Genomic DNA, 17909 nt, shown 5'->3' with positions numbered 1-17909 from the left:
CCCGCCATCGACATTGCCTGTCCAGGGACCCGATCAGATCGGAAGAATTTCTGAATAAAAAGCCAATATTGACGTACTCGTCATTTTTGTTAGATTCCGCCTCACCCGGATCAGCAAGAATCCGGGCCCACTTCTGGCTGCGGATCTCCCAATGCATAACAACAATGAGCTCCTTCCCGAATCGGTCGATGTCCTGGTGATCGGCAATGGCCCGGTCGGCGCGACGCTGGCTGCCCTGCTCGGCCGCTATGGCGTGGACGCCCTGGTGATCGACAAGGCCCATGACATCCTGCCCATGCCGCGCGCCATCGCCCTGGACAACGAAGCGCTGCGCATCCTCCAGCTCGCCGGGCTGGAGGAAGACGCGTTCGAAACCGTGGTCACCCCCCAGGTGAAGATGCACTGCCCCATCGTCGGCCAGTTCGGCCAGGCCAACACCAGCGGCCGCATCGACGGCCACCACAAACTGGTGACCTTCTACCAACCGGACCTCGAACAGGCGATGCGCCGACAGGCCCGGCACTACGAGAATCTGCGCTGCCGGGGAGGCCTGGAATTGCAGGAGTTCACCCAGAACGACTGCGGCGTCAGCGCCACCCTGCTTGACGGAGCCGGCGTGCAGCACCATGTACGTTGCCGCTATTTGGTCGGCGCGGACGGCGCAAGCTCGCGGGTACGCGGGTTGATCGGCCAGGAATTCAACGGCCAGAGCTATTCCGAGGACTGGCTGATCGTCGATGCCGGCTCACGCCAGGGAAAGGCCATCGACCACGTCGAATTCCTCTGCGACCACCGCCGGCCGACACCGCACATGCCCGCCCCCGGCGGCCGCGAGCGCTGGGAGTTCATGCTCCGCCCCGGCGAAACCCGCGACGAAATGGAAGACCAGGAGCGCATCCGCAGCCTGCTGGCGCCCTGGATCGAGCCGCAGCACCTGACCATCGAGCGCCAGGCGGTCTATCGCTTCCACGCCCGCTGCTGCGAACGCTTCCAGCAGGGTCGGATTTTCCTCGTCGGCGATGCCGCGCACATCACTCCGCCCTTCGTCGGCCAGGGGCTGGTGGCCGGCTTGCGCGACGTGGCCAACCTGGCCTGGAAGCTCTCCTGGGTACTCCAGGAACGCGCCTCGCCGCGGATACTCGACAGCTACGATCAGGAGCGCCAGCCCCACGCGCGGGAGATGATCGACCTGGCCAAGCTCATGGGTCGCCTGGTCATGCCCGGCAATGCCCTGGCCGCCGCCCTGATCCACGGCCTGATGAAGACACTGCGGCTGATCCCGGCGGCGCGGCGACACTTCGAGGAGCTGGACATCAAGCCCAAGCACCGCTTCCGCCGCGGCCTGTTCGTGCGCAGCCCGCGGCAGGCGCGACTGGTCAGCGGCGGGCTGTTCCCCCAGGGCTGGGTGCGCAACGCCGGACGCATCTGCCTGAGTGACCAGTTGCTGGGCGATCGCCTGCAACTGGTCGGCCTGGGCACCGACCCGCGCCAGTGGCTCGACGCTGCGCAACAGCAGCAATGGCTGGAACTGGGAGGCAGCTTCCTGCAGATCGTCCATGCCCGCGACGACAGCCGCGTGGATCTCGCCGAAACCCTCGACGGATCACTGCTCGCGCCCTGGCCTGATCCGACGCTGGTGGTGGTGCGCCCGGACCGCATCATCATGCATCAGGGCCGGCCCGAGCAGGCCGCCGAGTTGCTGCGCCATTGCCAGGCGCTGCTGCGGGCATGAGCGGGTACCGGTTGGCCATGGGCATCCCGTATCATCGCCGCAGCCCCGCAGACGAATGATCGCCATGACCGACCGCCAGCCCCGCGAAGACCACAGCGAACCCCTCACCCGCGGCCACAAGAAGCGCGCCCGCACCCGCCAGGGACTGCTCGATGCGGCGCTGCGGGTGTTCGCCCGGCAGGACATCGCGGCCACGGTGTTCCAGGACCTGGCCGCCGAGGCACAGGTCTCCACCGGCACCATCTACAACTACTTCAAGACCCGCGAGGAGCTGGCCGAGGCCGTGGGCATCTCGCTGGCCGGCGACTTCTCCGAGACCATCACCCAGCTCAGCGCCGGCATTTCCAGCGGTGCCCGACGGCTGGCCATCGGCGTGCGCATGTTCGTCCTGCATGCACAGGCCGACCCGCAATGGGCCAGCGCGCTACTGCGGGTGATCCACTATGACCAGGCCATGCATTCGACGCTGGCCAACCATGTTCGCGACGACCTGCGCGGCGGGCAGGCCGAAGGCGTCTTCAACTACGCGAACGAAGATGTCGCCCTGGACCTGGTGCTTGCCTGCGCCACCGGAGCCATCCGCGCCAGCCTCGAGGGCCGGGCGCCGGAGGGCCAGGACATCCTGCTCAGCGAGATGGTCCTGCGCGCTCTCGGCGCCACTCCCGCCAGGGCGGCGAAGCTAGCCGCCCTGCCCTTGCCGCAGGGCGACTGAACGCGCCTCAGGCCTGAGCGACCCAGAGCCGGTAGCGGCGCGACAGCTTGCGCAGCTTCAGCTGGTTGCCGATCAGCGCCAGCAGTGGCGAAGTGCGCGGGTTGGTCGGGCGGCCCTGGCTGAGCAGCGTCAGTTGCTTCTTCACCACCGACTGGGTCGCCACGGCGGCGAAGGCCTTGTTCTTCCACGCCACGACTATCGGTTCGACCTGTGCGCCCTCGCCGGCCTGCCAGCGCCGTGGCAGCGTGGGATCGACTGCCAGGGCCGTGGCCATCCCCACCATCGCCACCGGGCCCTGCAGGGCGCGTTCGGCGACCTCGCGCCTGCGAATGCCACCGGTGACCATCAGCGGCATGCGTGCCGTCGCGGCGATACGCTCGGCGAACTCGAGGAAGTAGGCCTCCCGCGCCAGTGTGCTGCCGTCGCGAGTCTGCCCCTGCATCGCCGGGCTTTCGTAGCTACCGCCGGACAGCTCGACCAGGTCCACGCCGCGCTCGTTGAGCAGACGCACCACGGCCTCGGCGTCCCGCGCCTCGAAACCGCCGCGCTGGAAATCGGCGGAGTTGAGCTTCACCGCCACGCAGAATTCCGGAGCCACCCGCTCGCGGATCGCCTCCACCGTGCGCAACAGGATGCGCGCGCGGTTCTCCAGGCTACCGCCCCAGTCGTCCTTGCGCTGATTGCTCAGCGGAGAGAGGAACTGGCTGAACAGGTAGCCATGCGCGGCATGTACCTGCACGCCAGTGAACCCGGCGCTCTCGGCCAGCAGAGCGGTGTTCAGGTAGCGCTGGATCAGCCCGTCGATTTCCGCGCCGGACAAGGCACGCGGCTGCGCGAAGACGCCCTTCAAACCGGGAATGTCCACGGCGATAGCCGATGGCCCGAGGGCTTGCTGGCCAAGGTCGGCCATCAGTTGGCGGCCAGGATGGTTGACCTGCATCCAGACCTGCGCGCCCTGGCTGCGACAGACCTCGGCCCAGCGCCTGAAGCGCGGCAGCAGACGGTCGTCCTCCAGCACCACGCCGGCCGGGCCGGTCAACGCGCGGCGGTCGACCATCACGTTGCCGGTGATGATCAGCCCGGCCCCGCCCTCGGCCCACCGCTGGTAAAGGCGCAGCAGCGTTTCGCCAGGCGCGTGGTCGGCATCGGCGAGGTTTTCTTCCATCGCCGCCTTGGCGATGCGGTTGCGGATCACCTGCCCGTTGGGCAGGCGCAACGGTTCGAACAGGGTGCTCATGGGATCGCTTCTCCGTTAATCACTGGGACCTGGCTCAACGGCTGCGCACCCGCTCGACGTAGGCGCCCAGCGGACGGGTGAGACTGCGCTTGATCCGGCTGGCGAACGACTCGCCGCTGTAGATCGGCGCCGCCACCACCTGCTCGCGGGCATCGCGGTACTGCGGGAACAGGCTCAGCGCGTGCCCCCGGTTGATCCCGTAGCGCTGCGCACCCGACCACAGGGTGTTCTGCTCCAGGGTCTGGCAGGTCAAGGTGGTGACCGGCGCCGGCGCGAAGGGGAAGTCGCTGCCGAAGAGAATCTGCGAGGGCTCCACCAGCTCCTTGAGCGCCGCCATGGAGTAACGCGACGGCGACAGCGCGGTGTCGAAGTAGAAGCGCTTGAGGTAGGTCATCACCCCCTGCGGGGCCTTGTCCTGGAACTGCGGCAGGGCATTGGCAAGGGACACGCGCCAGGCCACGTAGGGCAGGAAGCCGCCGCCGTGGGCGAGGATCCAGCGGATGCGCGGGTACTTCTCCAGGGTGCCGGTGAGGATCAGGTTCACTGCCGCACGGGTGGTGTCGCAGAGGAACTCGACGAGGAAACCCGGCGCGGCTATGCCCAGCTTCTCGCTGCTTTCGTGCATGTTCGGGTGGACGAAGACGATGGCCGCGCGGCGGTCCAGTTCGGCCATCAGCTCGTCGAAACGCTCGTCGCCAAGGAACACCCCATCGGTGCTGCCCAGCAGCACCACGCCTTCGGCCTTCAGCTCGTCCAGTGCGCGGATGGCCTCGCGACAGGCGGCTTCGGTGAAGGGAGTGGGCAGCACGGCGAAGTTGCCGAAGCGCCCCGGATGATCGGCCCGCATCTGCGCGGCGAAGTCGTTGCAGCGCATCGCCAGCTCGCGGGCCTGCTCCACTCCTCCGCCGAAATGCACGCCCGGCGCCGACAGCGAGGTAATGGCGGTCTGGATGCCGTTGAGGTCCATCACCTCGATGGACTTCTGCGGCGTCCATTTCGGCAGCGGCGCGCCGGCGACCATGTCCAGGCCTTTTTTCGCCATGACCTCGACGAAGGCCGGCGGAATGATGTGATGGTGCACGTCGATTCGACCTTGTTGGATCGTCATTCTTGTTGTCCTTGTGTGATCCGTGCGGGGCTAGGCAGCCCGGGCGATCTTCATGGCTTCGTTGAACCACAGGGCCACCGCGAAGCGCCCCTGCAACTGGCACTGCCCGTCTTCGACGGCGCGCAGCATGTCGGTCTCGTCGCGGCTGAGCATCACCCGCAGCGCGTCCGCGCTGCGTTGCCAGTGCTGGATGAAGTCCGGCCTGCGGTGCTCGCCACGGTGCAGGCTGAGCTCCCCGCCGCGCAGTTGGTAATAACCGCCGACGCCATCACCGGTGCGAATCTGCAGCACGAACGAGTCCTCGTGGAGCAGCTCGCGCAGGCGCGCCGAGCGGCGTTCGGCCCGGCGCAGCAGCGGGATGGACGCCAGCAGGAGCAGGCGCAGTTTCAGCGAATCGATGAACAGGCTCATGGTCAGCGGGCTCCGCGCAGACGGTTGAACAGCGAATAGCAATCGACCGGCAGGCTGTCGCCACGCCAGCACACATGCTGGTCCGGGCGTACCAGTACGAAGCGCCGTTCGTACAGGCTGGCCAGGTACTTCTCGTGAATCGGCAGAACGCTCAGCGGCACGCGGCATTCCTCGGCGGCCTCCTGCAGCGGCGCGCAACTCTCGGCGTCCACATCGAAGGCCAGCAAGGTATAGCCGCCCAGGGCCAACTGGTCGAAGACCGCCGTGCCATCCTCGCGGAACGCGCTGGGCAGGCGCGCGCTGGACCAGGTGGTGGGGGTGTAGCGAATCTCCTCGTAGGCCGGCTCACTCGCGGTGTCTGCTTCGATCGCCGGAGAGCCGTGATAGCGATAGCCGATCTCCACGCCCAGCGACTCGTAGAGCCGCGACACCTTGCGTTCGAACTCGCGCCCGGCGGCCTCTCGCGCCGCCTCACCGGCCGGCCCCTGGGCGAGGAGCGCGTCGTCGCGGCGCATCTGCGCCTCGAAGGTCGCTGCCGCGCATTTCTTCACGTGGTCGCGGTTGCGCCGGGCAACGGGCAGGCGCTCCGCCTCGTAGCTCTCCAGCAGGCGCGGGCCACCCCAGCCGGCCAGGCAGGCCGCGAGCTTCCACGCCAGGTTGTGCGCCTCGGCCACGCCGGTGTTCATCCCCAGTCCGCCGGTGGGCATGAACTGGTGGGTAGCGTCGCCGGCAATGAATACACGCTGCCGGCCGAACGAACGGGCTACCAGGAACTGCGGGCGCCACGGGCCGGACTGGACGATCTCATAGCGCAGCCGGGTGCCGAGGGCAGCGTCCACCACGCTCTCCAGCGACTCGCCGGGGCGCGGAGCAAAGGGCCGGTGCAGCACGTAGTCGTTGCGGCTGGCATCCGGCGATACCAGCAGCCCGGCAAAACCCGGCCGGGTCAGCCAGGTGTGCCAGTAAGGCTGGTTGTTCGGAAACAATCCAGCGATCTCGTCGGAGCGCAGGTGGATGATGAACAGCTCGCCGACAAGGTCGCGGGTGCCGTCGTAATCGATGTTGAGGAAGTTGCGCACGCGGCTGTTGGGGCCGTCGCAGCCGATCAGGTACTGGGCGAAGAACTGCTGCGCCTCGCCGCTATCCACTTCGTGGGCCATCGCCACCACGCCGGTAGAGCCCTGCTCGAAGCCGTACAGGCGCCAGCCCATGCGCAGCTCGATGTTCGGGTCAGCTTGCACCTCGGCCATCAGCACCGGCTCCAGGTGCATCTGCGCGATTCGCTGCATCGACTCCAGCGGCAGGCTGCCGTCGCGGCAGGCGCGGATGGCCTGTTCGGCCTGGCTGACCGGCTGGTAGATGAGGTGACGGTCCGCCATCACGCTGTAGAACGGCCCGTTGGCCGACGCCGCCATTGCCGAGTACTGGTTGGCGTCGACCGGGTTGCCGGCCGCGCGGATGCGCTCGGCCAGGCCCAACTGGCGGAAGATTTCCATCGAGCGGCAGTTCACCACGTCCAGCTTGGGATGCGTGGTGGTCTCCCGGCGATCGTTGAGCAGCACCGAGCGAATGCCCAGGCGGCTGAGGTTGAGCGCCAGGGTCAGGCCGACCGGACCGGCGCCGCTGATGAGAACGGGGGTGTCGATCATGCCGCCACTCCTTGGGTCTGGTTGCTGTGGCGGACCAGCGACAGGCCGGCGAGGAAGCGCTCGGCGACGCGGCCCAGCTGGTCGGCGTGGCCGGCATCGAAGACATAGCGGTCGGGGCGGATCAGCACGAAGTCCATGTCGGCTTCGTCGAACCAGTCCTGCAGCGCGCCGGTGGGGTCGCCCAGCACCGGGCTGGTCGGGTCTTCGGCGAACTCCAGCACGCGCAGGTCCACCTGTTGCGCCAGCCGCTCCAGATGCGCGTGCTGGCTATCGAGGCAGCCGCGCCGGGCGAGCAAGGCAAAGCCGTGACCCAAGGCTTCGTCGAGCAGCACCCGCTCGCCCTCCTCCTCCCGCAGCACCTTCGGCTGCAGCGCGAGGTGGCCCGACAGCCGATGCCCCCAGCCGCAGAAGCCGGCAGCCAGCGGCTTCTTGCGGTTGGCGCGCTCGTTGAACGCCTTGTTGGCGAAAGGCAGCATCCCGGCGATGCGGAACAGCAGCCAGTCGCGCAGGAAGGCCACGCCGCGGTGGCGGGTCTGGATGACGTTGCCGAGGAACATCGCGCCGTTGATGATTTCGCGCACGTGGGCCGAGCGCTCGGCCTCGTAGTCGTCGAACAGTTTCTCCTGCGCGGCCCCGCGCAGCACCATGTCCAGGCGCCAGCACAGGCTGCTGGCATCGCGCACACCCGAGCACATGCCCTGGCCGAGGAACGGCGGCATCTGGTGCGCCGAGTCGCCGGCGAGGATGATCCGGCCGTTGCGCCAGTCGTTGGCCCACAGGCCGTGGAACTTGTAGTAGGCGATGCGGGTGATCTCGATCTTGTCGAGGTCGACGAAGTCGCGCAGCTGCTGGCGCACCAGGTAGGGATCAGTGGCCTCGCGCTCGGACTTGCCGCCGGTGACCATGAACTGCCATTCGTAGTACGGGCCGGCCATCGGCACGTAAGTCACCGGCTGCGCCGGGTTGCACACCTGCGAGTGGTTGGCCGGCAGCAACGCATCCTTCTCGCCGGAGCGCGTCTTGGTATCGACGACCACCCAGGCCTCGTCGAAATCCGCTGACTCCAGGCGCAGCCCGGCCTCGCGGCGGACGAAGCTCTTGCCGCCATCGCAACCGATCAGGTAGCGGCCCTGAAACACCCGCTCGCGGCCGTCCCGCTGCACGGCGGTGGCGCGCACACCTTCGGCATCCTGCTCGACGCCGGTGACGCGGCAGCCGTACACCGAGGTGATATTGGGGTAGCGCTTGAGCCCGTCGTGGAAATGCCGTTCCAGGGTCGGCTGGTGGAACCACCAGGCGCCGGGATGGCCGTAGCGGCGGTCCTGGCTGCCGATGCGCGAGCGGGTCACCGGCTTGCGACCGGGGCGCAGGATGATTTCCATGTCGGTGAACGACTCGCTGGTGCGGCCGATGTCGTCGGCCAGGCCAGCGGACTGGAAGATGCGCATGATCTCGTCGTCGAAGTGCACGGCACGCGGGGCATAGTAAAGGTCCTCGTCGCGCTCCAGGCCGATCACCGACCAGCCATAGCGGCCCAGCAGGTTGGCCAGTACCGCCCCGGTGGGGCCGAGGCCGACGATGATCACGTCACAGGTTGTCGTTGTTGTTGTGGACTGTTGCATTGCTTGCTCCAGGGGAAGACATCGCCGAATCATTTTGAACACTAGTGTTCAATTCAGTCAACTGGAGATCAATTTTGATTCGAATTGCCTAACCAAACCCGCCGGCCAGAGCCTTTCCAGAGCACCGCCGCCGTACTGGAAAGGTCCGGAAGTCGGAAGAAACCGAGGAGAAAGCAGGAAAAATGACGACCAATGGACCCTGTTGACTTATTTTGAACGCAAGTGTTCAATCGCTCCAAGCTTGACCTTGGAGCCATTTCTTCATGGAAACCCTCAACCCCGTACAACGCCGCATCCATCAGGCCGCCCTGCGCCTGTTCGCCGAGAAGGGCGCCAGCCAGGTGAACATCAGCGATCTGGCGCAGGAGGCCGGTGTGGCCCGGGGCACCATCTACAACAACCTGCAGTCGATCGACGACCTCTTCCAGCACGTGGCCAGCCACCTGGCGGCGGAGATGCACCAGCGCGTGGTGAAGAGCTTCGGCGAGACCTCGGACCCGGCCCTGCGCCTGGCCAACGGCATGCGCTTCTTCGTCCGCCGGGCCCACGAGGAACCGCACTGGGGCGCCTTCATCAGCCGCTTCTCGATGAGCGAGGAATCGCTGCGCGGCATGTGGTTCGGGCCGCCCACCGCCGACCTGCTCAGCGGGCTCGCCAACGGCCGCTACAGCTTCCGCGAGGAGCAGCTGCCGTCGGCGATCTCGATGATCGCCGGCGCCGTGCTCAGCTCCATGTTTCTGGTCCTGGAGGGCCACCGTACCTGGCGCCAGGCCGGCAGCGACGCAGCGGAACTGACCCTGCGCGCGCTCGGCGTGGCACCGGAGGAAGCGCGCAGCCTGTCCACCGGTGAGCTGCCGGTGCTGCCACCCGCGGACTGATCCACCCGAACCTGCCAACGTTCCTTTTCAGGGGCGATGGCGAAGCCTTGCCTGACGAAAGCCACGGAGAACAACAAACATGAGCCGTCAGCACTCCTCTACTTCTCTGGCGACGCCGCAGCCGGCGCGCCATCCGCAGCCGACGGTGAAGGCCCGCGCGCTGGCGCACCTGATCTTCGAGCGCCCGGATCTGGAGCAGGCCGAACGCTTTCTTGGCGACTTCGGCCTGACCCTGGCGCGCCGCGATGCCGACTGTCTCTATCTGCGCGGCACCGGCCCGGCGCCCTACTGCTATCGGGTGCAACAGGCGGCACAGGCGCGCTTCGTCGGCTTCGGCCTGGCCGTGGAATCGCGCGAGGACCTGCAACGGCTGGCACGCCTGCCGGGCGCCTCGCCGATCCAGAAGCTCGATACGCCCGGTGGCGGCGAAACCGTCAGCCTGCGCGACCCTTCCGGCTTCGTCGTCGAGGCGATCCACGGCCAGCAGCCGGCCAGCCAACTGGCGCACCGGGCGGCCCTGCCGCTGAACCAGGTCGACGACGCACCGCGGATCAACGCCACCCAGCGCCCGCCCGTGGCGCCGCCGGACATCATCAAGCTCGGTCACGTGGTGCTCGAAGTGGCCGACTACCAGGCCACCGCCGGCTGGTACACCGAGCATTTCGGCCTGATTCCCAGCGACGTGCAGGTGCTGCCCGATGGCTCCCCGGCGGTAGCCTTCCTGCGGCTGGACCTGGGCGACACACCCGCCGACCACCACACCCTGGCACTGGCCCAGGGCTTCATGGCGGCCTACAGCCACAGCGCCTACGAAGTAGTGGATGCCGACGCCGTCGGCATGGGTCAGCGGGTGCTGCGCGAACGCGGCTGGAAGCATGCCTGGGGTATCGGCCGGCACATCCTCGGCAGCCAGATCTTCGATTACTGGCAGGACCCCTGGGGCGACAAGCACGAGCACTACTGCGACGGCGACCTGTTCACCGCCGAGCGTCCCACCGGACTGCACGGCGTCAGCCCCGAAGCCATGTCGCAGTGGGGCCAGCGCATGCCCAAGAGTTTCACCAAGCCGGCGATGAACCTGCAGAAGCTGCGCATCCTGCTGCACAACCTGCGGCACAGCCCGGACCTGACGCTGCGCAAGCTGATCACCCTGGCGCGGATGTTCGGCTAGCCCCGCGGCACAACAAACAGCACAACAACAATCGCCGCCCCGACGCGGCCCACAGCAGTACCAGGAGTCGCCCCCATGCCCGTGCACCTTGTCCGCTTCGAACACCAGAACGAAACCCGCTGGGGCGTGCTGCGCCAGGGACGCATCAGCCCCCTGCCCGACCGCTACGTCAGCACCGGCGAGCTGATCCGTCAGGTGCAGATCGAGGAATTGAGTGAGCTGCGCGGTGACGAACTGCCGCTGGATGCGGTGAAGCTGCTATCACCGATCACCCGCGACCAGCAGTTCGTCTGCCAGGGCGCCAACTACCGCCAGCACATGATCGAGTCGGGCATGGACCCGGACGCCAAGCACTTCAATATGATTTTCACCAAGGCGCAGAGCTGCATCGTCGCTGCCGACAGCGACCTGATCAAACCGCGCCAGGTACGCTTCCTCGACTACGAGATCGAACTGGGGCTGGTGCTGCGCCGCGAGATCACTGGCAAGGTCGCGGTGAGCGACGCCAACCTGCACGAGTTCATCGCTGGCGTGGTCATCGTCAATGACTACTCGGCGCGGGATATCCAGATCCCGCAGATGCAGTTCTACAAGGGCAAGAGCTTCCGCACCTTCGGCCCGGTCGGCCCGTACCTGTGCCTGCTGCAGAAGAACGACATGCGTGACCTGAAGGATCTGCAGCTGCGCCTGACGGTCAACGGCGAAGTGCGCCAGAGCGACAGCACCGCCAACCTCGTGCACGGCCCGGCGGAGACTCTGAGTGAGCTGTCCGGCGTGCAGGACTTCGCCGCCGGCGACCTGATCGCCACCGGCACGCCGGCCGGTTGCGCACTGTCGGTCCCCTCGCCAGCCAAGCAGCGCATCGCCGCGCTGCTACCCGAGCACATCAAGTGGAAAGCCTTCCTCAAGACGCAGGCGGGGCGTAGCCAGTACCTCAAGGCCGGCGATCTGGTCGAAGCCAGCATCCGTAGCGCCGACGGCGTGATCGACCTGGGCGTGCAGCGCAACCGTGTGGTGGAGCAAGCCTGATGGCCGTGCAGACCCTCGCCGACATCCAGGCACTGGAGAGCGTACCGCTGTCCCGTCGCGAACTGCCCGCCAGCACCTATGAGGCCCTGCGTCGCTGCGCCGCGCAGCACGGCCAGGCAACGGCGCTGAGCTTCTTCCTCGAAGCAAAGGATTTCCGCCGTACCCACGACTGGACGTACGCCGAGCTGTTCGCCGACATCACCCGCGCCGCCAACGCCTTCCATCGGCTTGGCGTCGGGCCGAAGGACGTGGTCGCCTTCCTCCTGCCGAACCTGCCGGAGACCCATTTCGTCATTTGGGGCGGCGAGGCCGCAGGCATCGTCCTGGCGATCAACCCGCTGCTGGAAGCCGCGCAGATCGGCGACCTACTGCGTGCCGCCAATGCTCGGCTGGTAGTGACCCTGGCGCCGACACCCGGCAGCGACCTGTGGCCCAAACTGGCCAGCCAACTCGACAGCTTGCCCGGGGTGCGCGATGTGCTCTGGGTGAGCATGGCGCCCTACGTCGGCAGCGTGGCGTCTCTCGCGCTGCGCTGGATGGCCCGGCGCGAACGCGCTCGCCACCCGCGCCTGCGCATCCACGACCTGCGCCGCCTGATGCGCCGCGAGAATGGCAAGCAGCTCAGCAGCGGCCGGGTGATCCACGCGGAGGAGCCCTCTTCCTATTTCTGCACCGGAGGTACCACCGGTCTGCCGAAGATCGCCAAGCGCAGCCACGGCTCGGAAGTCTTCAACGCCTGGGCCATGGCCGCCAACATGCAGCCACGCCAGAGCGGCCAGGTAATCTTCTGCGGGCTGCCGCTGTTCCACGTCAACGGCCAGCTGGTGACCGGGCTGATGCCCTGGACCCATGGCGACCGGGTAATCATCGGCACGCCCCAGGGCTATCGCGGCGAGGGGGTGATTCCGGCGTTCTGGGCGATGGTCCAGCACTTTGGCATCAACTTCTTCTCCGGCGTGCCAACCGTCTATTCGGCACTCCTGCAACAACCGGTCGCCAACCATGACCTGTCCAGCCTGCAGTACGCGCTGTGCGGCGCCGCGCCTATGCCGGTGGAACTGTTCCGCGAGTTCGAGCGCGTGGTAGGCGTGCGCATCCTCGAAGGCTACGGCCTGACCGAAGGCGCCTGCGTCTCGTCGAGCAACCCGCCCGACGGCGAGCGCCCGATCGGCTCCATCGGGCTGCGCCTGGCCTACCAGGGCATGCGTGCGGTGATCCTCGATGACCACGGCGACTATCTGCGCGACGCCGAAGCCGACGAAGTCGGGGTGATCGCCATCCACGGCCCGAACGTCTTCCTGGGCTACCTCGACGACAGCCACAACAAGGGCCTGTGGATCGACATCGGCGGACAGCGCTGGCTGAACACCGGCGACCTCGGGCGACAGGACGCCCAGGGCTACTTCTGGCTCACCGGGCGCAAGAAGGAACTGATCATCCGCGGTGGCCACAACATCGACCCGAAGCAGATCGAGGAGGCACTGCAGGCGCACCCGGCGGTTGCTCTGGTAGCCGCGGTGGGCAGCCCCGATCCGCATGCCGGCGAGATTCCCGTGGCCTACGTGCAGCTCGCCGCCGGCCAGCGTACCGACAGCGCCGCGCTGCTGGACTTCGCCAACCAGCGGATCAGCGAACGCGCCGCGGTGCCCAAGCGCATCGAGATTCTCGACGCCCTGCCGGTCACGCCGGTGGGCAAGATTTTCAAGCCCGCATTGCAGCAACGCGAGATCGCTCGGGTGATCCACCAGGAAGCGGACAACCAGGGACTGGCCGGCATCGCCGTGGAGGTGGTGCAGGACGCCCGTCGCGGGCTGGTGGCGCAGGTTCGCGCCGGCACCGGACGCGATGAACTGGCCCGCGCGCTGGGCCGCTACAGCTTCGCGGTGGACTGGCACGGCTGAGACCAATCGCACCACCGCCTCGCTCGCACCCGAAACAACAATAAAACGAAGGAAGTGCCATGCGCCCCCGACTGCCCCGAGCCCTTGCTCTGCTGCTCGTCCTCGCCCTGCCCGGCTGCGAACGCATCCAGCACGCGGCCCTGGATACGATGGTCAAGGACCACACCGACCAGTCCCTGATCCAGGGCGGCAACGCCATCCGCGTCATCCTCTGCGGCACCGGCACGCCGCAGGTCAACGCTACCCGTGGCCAGGCCTGCACCCTGGTGGCTGCCGGCGGTCGACTGTTCCTCTTCGATGCCGGCGAAAACGCCATGCGCAACCTGGAGACCAATCACGTGCCGGTGCAGGCGCTGAACCAGGTGTTCATCACCCACTGGCATTCCGACCATTTCAATGGCCTCGGCGCGCTGATCAACCACAGCTGGATCTACGGCCGGCAGACGCCCTTCCTGGTCTACGGCCCGCCCGGCGTCGAGCAGGTCGTCGAAGGTCTGGCCATGGCCTACGCCCAGGACGCCGGTTACCGCAGCGCCCACGCCCTGCCGCCGACCAACCAGCAGCTGGCGTTCGCCGAGCCGCGCCGGGTGGAGATCGTCGAGGGGCTGGAGTCGGTGCGTGTCTATGACCAAGGCGGGGTGACCATCGACGCCTACCGTGTCGATCACCACCCGGTGGAACCGGCCTACGGCTACGTACTGCACTACCAGGGCAAGAAGCTGTTCATCAGCGGCGACACCCGCGTCAGCGAGCGCTATCTCGAGGCCATGCGCGATGCCGACCTGGTGGTGCACGAGGCGATCAACGCCCATCTGGTCCGCGAAGGCGCCGCCGCGCTGGAACGCACCGGGCAGCCGGATCGCGGCGCGCAGGCCGTGCGCGTGCTCGACTACCACGCCGACACCCTGGAGCTGGCGCGCATGGCCCAGCGTGCCGGGGTGCGCCACCTGCTGCTTACCCACCTGATTCCCGCCCCGGACAACTTCCTCGCCCGACGCATGTTCGTCAGCGGCATGGCCGATGAGTATTCGGGCGAGATCACGCTCGGGGAGGACGCCCTCGACCTGAGCCTCTAGCGCCTCCACCTCACCACCTTCATCAACTGGCCCGCAGACCGCGGGCCAGCGGGGAGCCGCTGCGCCCGAAAAAGGGCCGGCAGACGACAGAACAACAACAAGAGGTCGTTTCAGATGAACCGCAGATCACCCGCCTTGCACAAGCTTGCGCTACCCGCCGCCATCGGCCTGGCCCTCTACGGTAACGGCGCGCAAGCCTTCACCTTCTCCCTTGGCGAGATCGAAGGGCAGTTCGACTCCAGCCTGTCAGTCGGCGCCAGCTGGGCCATGCGCAACGCCGACGCCGCACTGCTGCACAGCCACAGCTCGGATGACGGCAAGCGCAACTTCCGCGAGGGCGACACCTTCTCCAAGGTGTTCAAGGGCATCCACGACCTGGAGCTCAAGTACGGCGACTCCGGCGCCTTCCTCCGCGGCAAGTACTGGTACGACTTCAAGCTCAAGGACGAGCACCTGCACTTCAAGGACATCGATGACAACGGCCGCGAGGAAGGCGCCAAGGCGTCGGGCGCCGAGTTCCTCGATGCCTTCCTCTACCACAACTACAGCATCGGCGACCTGCCCGGCACCGTGCGCCTGGGCAAGCAGGTGGTGAGCTGGGGCGAGAGCACCTTCATCCAGGGCGGCATCAACGCCATCAACCCGATCGACGTCGCCGCCTTCCGCCGGCCCGGCTCGGAGATCAAGGAAGGCCTGATCCCGGTGAACATGTTCTACGTCTCGCAGAACTTCAGCGAGCACCTGTCCGCCGAGGCCTTCTACCAGTTGCAGTGGCAGAAGACGGTGATCGACAACTGCGGCACCTTCTTCTCCACCACCGACGTGATGGCCGACGGCTGCAACGGTCTCGCCGCCGGCCCGGTAATCAATCAGAACCCGCTGGCGGTACAGGCCCTGGCGCCGGCCGGAATCAACCTGACCGACGAAGGCATCGTCATCCCTCGCGGCAAGGACAACGAAGCGCGCGACGACGGCCAGTGGGGCGCGGCGCTGCGCTGGTTCGCCCCGGAACTGGACAGCGAATTCGCCGGCTACTTCATCAACTACCACAGCCGCCAGCCCTACCTCAGCGTGCGCAGCGGCCCGCACGCCGCCGACCTGGGCTTCGCCCCGCAACTGTGTGGCAACCTCGGCATTCCCGACGCGCTCTGCGGCGCGGTGATCGGCAGCAGCGCCGGCCAGCAACTGACCCAGGCCTATCGGCTGGGCAGCGCGCAGTACTTCGCCGACTACCCCGAGGACATCCAGCTCTACGGGCTGAGCTTCAGCACCAGCCTGCCCACCGGCACCACCCTGGCCGGCGAGATCAGCTACCGGCCGAACATGCCGGTGCAGATCAACCCGGTCGACCTGGTCACCTCGACCCTGGGCATACCGGCGCTCACACCGGTCTACGGCGATGCGCCGGCACCGGCCAACGACGCGGTCCTCAAGGGTTACCGGCGCAAGGAAGTGACCCAGGCGCAGGTCACCGCCACGCACTTCTTCGACCAGGTGATGGGCGCCGACCGCCTGACCCTGATCGGCGAGATCGGCGTCACCCACGTCGGCGGCCTGGGCGGCGACGACGAGCTGCGCTACGGCCGCAGCCCGGTGTTCGGCCAGGGCGCGTTGTACCCCGACAACAGCCTGTGCACCGGCAACAGCGTCACGCCGCAGTACTGCAACGACTCCGGCTTCGTCACCAGCACCGCCTGGGGCTACCAGACGCGGGCGATCTGGGAATACGCCGACCTCATCGACGGCGCCACGGTGCGACCCAACCTGGCCTGGTCCCACGACGTCCACGGCTACGCCCCGGAGCCGGGCTTCAACCAGGGCGCGCGGGCGATCAGCATCGGCGTCGATGGCACCTACCTCAACACCTACAACATGAGCCTTTCCTACACCAACTTCTTCGGCGGTAAGTACAACGTGAATACCGACCGGGACTTCCTTGCCCTGAGCTTTGGCGTGTCGTTCTAAGCGGAGAAAAACCGATGAACAAGAAACTTGCGTGCGCTTCACTGCTGTTCCTGGCCCTGCCCTTCAACCTCCAGGCTGCCGTTCCCGAAACGGAAGCGGCGAAACTGGGCAACACCCTCACGCCCCTGGGTGCGGAGCGCGCCGGCAATGCCGACGGCAGCATTCCCGCCTGGGACGGCGGCCTGCCAGCCAACGCAGGCAGTCGCGGCGCTGACGGCCGCCTGAGCGACCCCTTCGCCGCGGAAAAACCGCTGTTCACCATCACCGCGAAGAATATGGCGCAGTACGCGGCGAACCTCACGCCGGGCCAGCAGGCGATGCTGCAGCGCTACCCGGATTACCACCTCAACGTCTATCCCGCGCATCGCTCGGCGACCTACCCGGCAGCGGTACTGCAAGCTGTGTCCGCGAATGCGCGCCATGCCAGCCTGGTCGAGGGCGGCAATGGCCTGAAGGACTTCCAGACGGCGATTCCCTTCCCCATTCCGCAGAGCGGCGTCGAGGCGTTGTGGAACCACATCACCCGCTACCGCGGCGGCAGCGCCCAGCGTCTGCACGTGCAGGCGACGCCCACCGCCAGCGGCACCTACACGCCCACCTACTTCCAGCAGCAGCTCAGCTATCGCGACCAGCTCACCGACTACAGCCCGGACAAGGACAACAACGTCCTCTTCTACTACAAGCAGTTGGTCACCGCGCCGGCGCGCCTGGCGGGCGATGTGGTGTTGGTCCACGAGACCCTCGACCAGGTCCGCGAGCCACGCATGGCCTGGGTCTACAACGCTGGCCAGCGCCGCGTGCGCCGCGCCCCGCAGATCGCCTACGACGGCCCCTACCCGGCCTCCGATGGCCTGCGTGTCGCGGACAACCTGGACATGTTCAACGGCGCGCCGGACCGCTATGACTGGAAGCTGGTGGGCAAGAAGGAAATCTATGTGCCCTACAACAGCTTCGCCCTGGACTCCACCACCCACCGCTATGACGACCTGGTCAAACCCGGCCACCTCAACCAGGACCTGGTGCGCTACGAGAAACACCGCGTCTGGCAGGTCGAAGGCACCCTGCGCGCCGGCGAGCGACACATCTATGCACGCCGCGTGCTGTTCCTCGACGAGGACACCTGGCAGGCCGTGCTCGCCGACCACTACGACGGCCGCGGCACCCTCTGGCGCGTGGGCGAGAGCTTCATGACACCGCTGTACGACAAGCAGATTCCCTGGCTGGGCGTGGAGGCCATCTATGACCTCATCAATGGTCGCTACCTGGTGTCCGGCCTGACCAACCAGGAGAAGTCCCAGGTGGAGTTCGGCTTCAAGGCCAGCAGCGTCGACTACACCCCGACGGCGCTGAGGAACCAGGGCATCCGCTGACCTTCAGCGAACGGGATAAATCGACCTGCATGAAAAAGGCCGCCTTGT

General features: G+C 67.1%; 14 protein-coding genes. 9 read left to right on the top strand and 5 right to left on the bottom strand.

From position 1 onward, the window contains the following. Positions 1–151: 151 nt before the first annotated feature. Together IB273_RS01960 and IB273_RS01955 are read left to right on the top strand one after the other, a co-directional pair. Entirely contained in the window at positions 152–1732 is a 1581-nt protein-coding gene (locus tag IB273_RS01960; protein ID WP_192223075.1) for a bifunctional 3-(3-hydroxy-phenyl)propionate/3-hydroxycinnamic acid hydroxylase, read from the top strand. Positions 1733–1796: 64 nt separating this feature from the next. Further along, positions 1797–2444: a TetR/AcrR family transcriptional regulator gene (locus tag IB273_RS01955; protein ID WP_192223074.1), complete on the top strand. Its 648-nt coding sequence runs from the start codon at positions 1797–1799 to the stop codon at positions 2442–2444. A 7-nt stretch (positions 2445–2451) separates the two neighbouring features. Here IB273_RS01955 and IB273_RS01950 read toward each other — a convergent pair whose 3' ends face one another. From IB273_RS01950 to IB273_RS01930, 5 genes are read right to left on the bottom strand one after another with little or no spacing between them, the layout of a single operon-like run. Beyond that, positions 2452–3681, bottom strand: coding sequence for an NADH:flavin oxidoreductase/NADH oxidase family protein (locus IB273_RS01950; protein WP_192223073.1), 1230 nt, complete (start codon positions 3679–3681; stop codon positions 2452–2454). Between the two features lie 34 nt (positions 3682–3715). Beyond that, the gene (locus IB273_RS01945) at positions 3716–4789 is read right to left on the bottom strand and encodes an amidohydrolase family protein (RefSeq protein WP_192223072.1); all 1074 of its coding nucleotides are present in this window, start codon (positions 4787–4789) and stop codon (positions 3716–3718) included. 30 nt (positions 4790–4819) lie between these two features. Beyond that, positions 4820–5200 (bottom strand): hypothetical protein, encoded by a 381-nt coding sequence (locus IB273_RS01940; RefSeq protein WP_192223071.1) that lies wholly within the window; start codon positions 5198–5200, stop codon positions 4820–4822. A gap of 2 nt (positions 5201–5202) precedes the next feature. After that, complete coding sequence (locus IB273_RS01935) at positions 5203–6849, bottom strand: FAD-dependent monooxygenase (protein ID WP_081516711.1); 1647 nt, start codon at positions 6847–6849, stop codon at positions 5203–5205. After that, a complete protein-coding gene (locus IB273_RS01930) occupies positions 6846–8471 on the bottom strand; it encodes a bifunctional 3-(3-hydroxy-phenyl)propionate/3-hydroxycinnamic acid hydroxylase (protein WP_167523169.1) in 1626 nt (541 codons plus the stop codon). The genes IB273_RS01935 and IB273_RS01930 overlap by 4 nt, the downstream gene beginning before the upstream one ends. A 263-nt stretch (positions 8472–8734) precedes the next feature. Between IB273_RS01930 and IB273_RS01925 the strand changes: the two genes are divergently transcribed. From IB273_RS01925 to IB273_RS01895, 7 genes are all read left to right on the top strand, one after another. Further along, complete coding sequence (locus IB273_RS01925) at positions 8735–9349, top strand: TetR/AcrR family transcriptional regulator (RefSeq protein ID WP_151186680.1); 615 nt, start codon at positions 8735–8737, stop codon at positions 9347–9349. A 79-nt stretch (positions 9350–9428) separates the two neighbouring features. After that, a complete protein-coding gene (locus tag IB273_RS01920) occupies positions 9429–10520 on the top strand; it encodes a VOC family protein (protein WP_192223070.1) in 1092 nt (363 codons plus the stop codon). 75 nt (positions 10521–10595) lie between these two features. Then, entirely contained in the window at positions 10596–11549 is a 954-nt protein-coding gene (locus tag IB273_RS01915) for a fumarylacetoacetate hydrolase family protein (RefSeq protein ID WP_192223069.1), read from the top strand. After that, entirely contained in the window at positions 11549–13450 is a 1902-nt protein-coding gene (locus IB273_RS01910) for an acyl-CoA synthetase (RefSeq protein WP_192223068.1), read from the top strand. The genes IB273_RS01915 and IB273_RS01910 overlap by 1 nt, the downstream gene beginning before the upstream one ends. Before the next feature lie 59 nt (positions 13451–13509). Continuing rightward, the gene (locus IB273_RS01905) at positions 13510–14526 is read left to right on the top strand and encodes an MBL fold metallo-hydrolase (protein WP_081516705.1); all 1017 of its coding nucleotides are present in this window, start codon (positions 13510–13512) and stop codon (positions 14524–14526) included. 114 nt (positions 14527–14640) lie between these two features. Beyond that, a complete protein-coding gene (locus tag IB273_RS01900; RefSeq protein WP_081516704.1) occupies positions 14641–16491 on the top strand; it encodes a DUF1302 domain-containing protein in 1851 nt (616 codons plus the stop codon). A gap of 14 nt (positions 16492–16505) precedes the next feature. Beyond that, the gene (locus IB273_RS01895) at positions 16506–17861 is read left to right on the top strand and encodes a DUF1329 domain-containing protein (protein ID WP_192223067.1); all 1356 of its coding nucleotides are present in this window, start codon (positions 16506–16508) and stop codon (positions 17859–17861) included. Positions 17862–17909: the final 48 nt, after the last annotated feature.

The organism is Pseudomonas sp. PDM19, from assembly GCF_014852215.1.
In the GTDB taxonomy this organism is placed as follows: Bacteria; Pseudomonadota; Gammaproteobacteria; order Pseudomonadales; family Pseudomonadaceae; genus Pseudomonas.
Note: the sequence above shows the minus strand (reverse complement) of the source record. Positions and strands in the feature narration are given on the sequence as shown.

Bases quoted from the DNA above. Each gene is read 5' to 3' on its own strand.
- IB273_RS01930 (WP_167523169.1), bottom strand. From the start codon at position 8,471: ATGCAACAGTCCACAACAACAACGACAACCTGTGACGTGATCATCGTC.
- IB273_RS01945 (WP_192223072.1), bottom strand. From the start codon at position 4,789: ATGACGATCCAACAAGGTCGAATCGACGTGCACCATCACATCATTCCG.
- IB273_RS01910 (WP_192223068.1), top strand. From the start codon at position 11,549: ATGGCCGTGCAGACCCTCGCCGACATCCAGGCACTGGAGAGCGTACCG.
- IB273_RS01900 (WP_081516704.1), top strand. From the start codon at position 14,641: ATGAACCGCAGATCACCCGCCTTGCACAAGCTTGCGCTACCCGCCGCC.
- IB273_RS01915 (WP_192223069.1), top strand. From the start codon at position 10,596: ATGCCCGTGCACCTTGTCCGCTTCGAACACCAGAACGAAACCCGCTGG.
- IB273_RS01955 (WP_192223074.1), top strand. From the start codon at position 1,797: ATGACCGACCGCCAGCCCCGCGAAGACCACAGCGAACCCCTCACCCGC.
- IB273_RS01905 (WP_081516705.1), top strand. From the start codon at position 13,510: ATGCGCCCCCGACTGCCCCGAGCCCTTGCTCTGCTGCTCGTCCTCGCC.
- IB273_RS01940 (WP_192223071.1), bottom strand. From the start codon at position 5,200: ATGAGCCTGTTCATCGATTCGCTGAAACTGCGCCTGCTCCTGCTGGCG.
- IB273_RS01925 (WP_151186680.1), top strand. From the start codon at position 8,735: ATGGAAACCCTCAACCCCGTACAACGCCGCATCCATCAGGCCGCCCTG.
- IB273_RS01920 (WP_192223070.1), top strand. From the start codon at position 9,429: ATGAGCCGTCAGCACTCCTCTACTTCTCTGGCGACGCCGCAGCCGGCG.
- IB273_RS01935 (WP_081516711.1), bottom strand. From the start codon at position 6,849: ATGATCGACACCCCCGTTCTCATCAGCGGCGCCGGTCCGGTCGGCCTG.
- IB273_RS01895 (WP_192223067.1), top strand. From the start codon at position 16,506: ATGAACAAGAAACTTGCGTGCGCTTCACTGCTGTTCCTGGCCCTGCCC.
- IB273_RS01950 (WP_192223073.1), bottom strand. From the start codon at position 3,681: ATGAGCACCCTGTTCGAACCGTTGCGCCTGCCCAACGGGCAGGTGATC.
- IB273_RS01960 (WP_192223075.1), top strand. From the start codon at position 152: ATGCATAACAACAATGAGCTCCTTCCCGAATCGGTCGATGTCCTGGTG.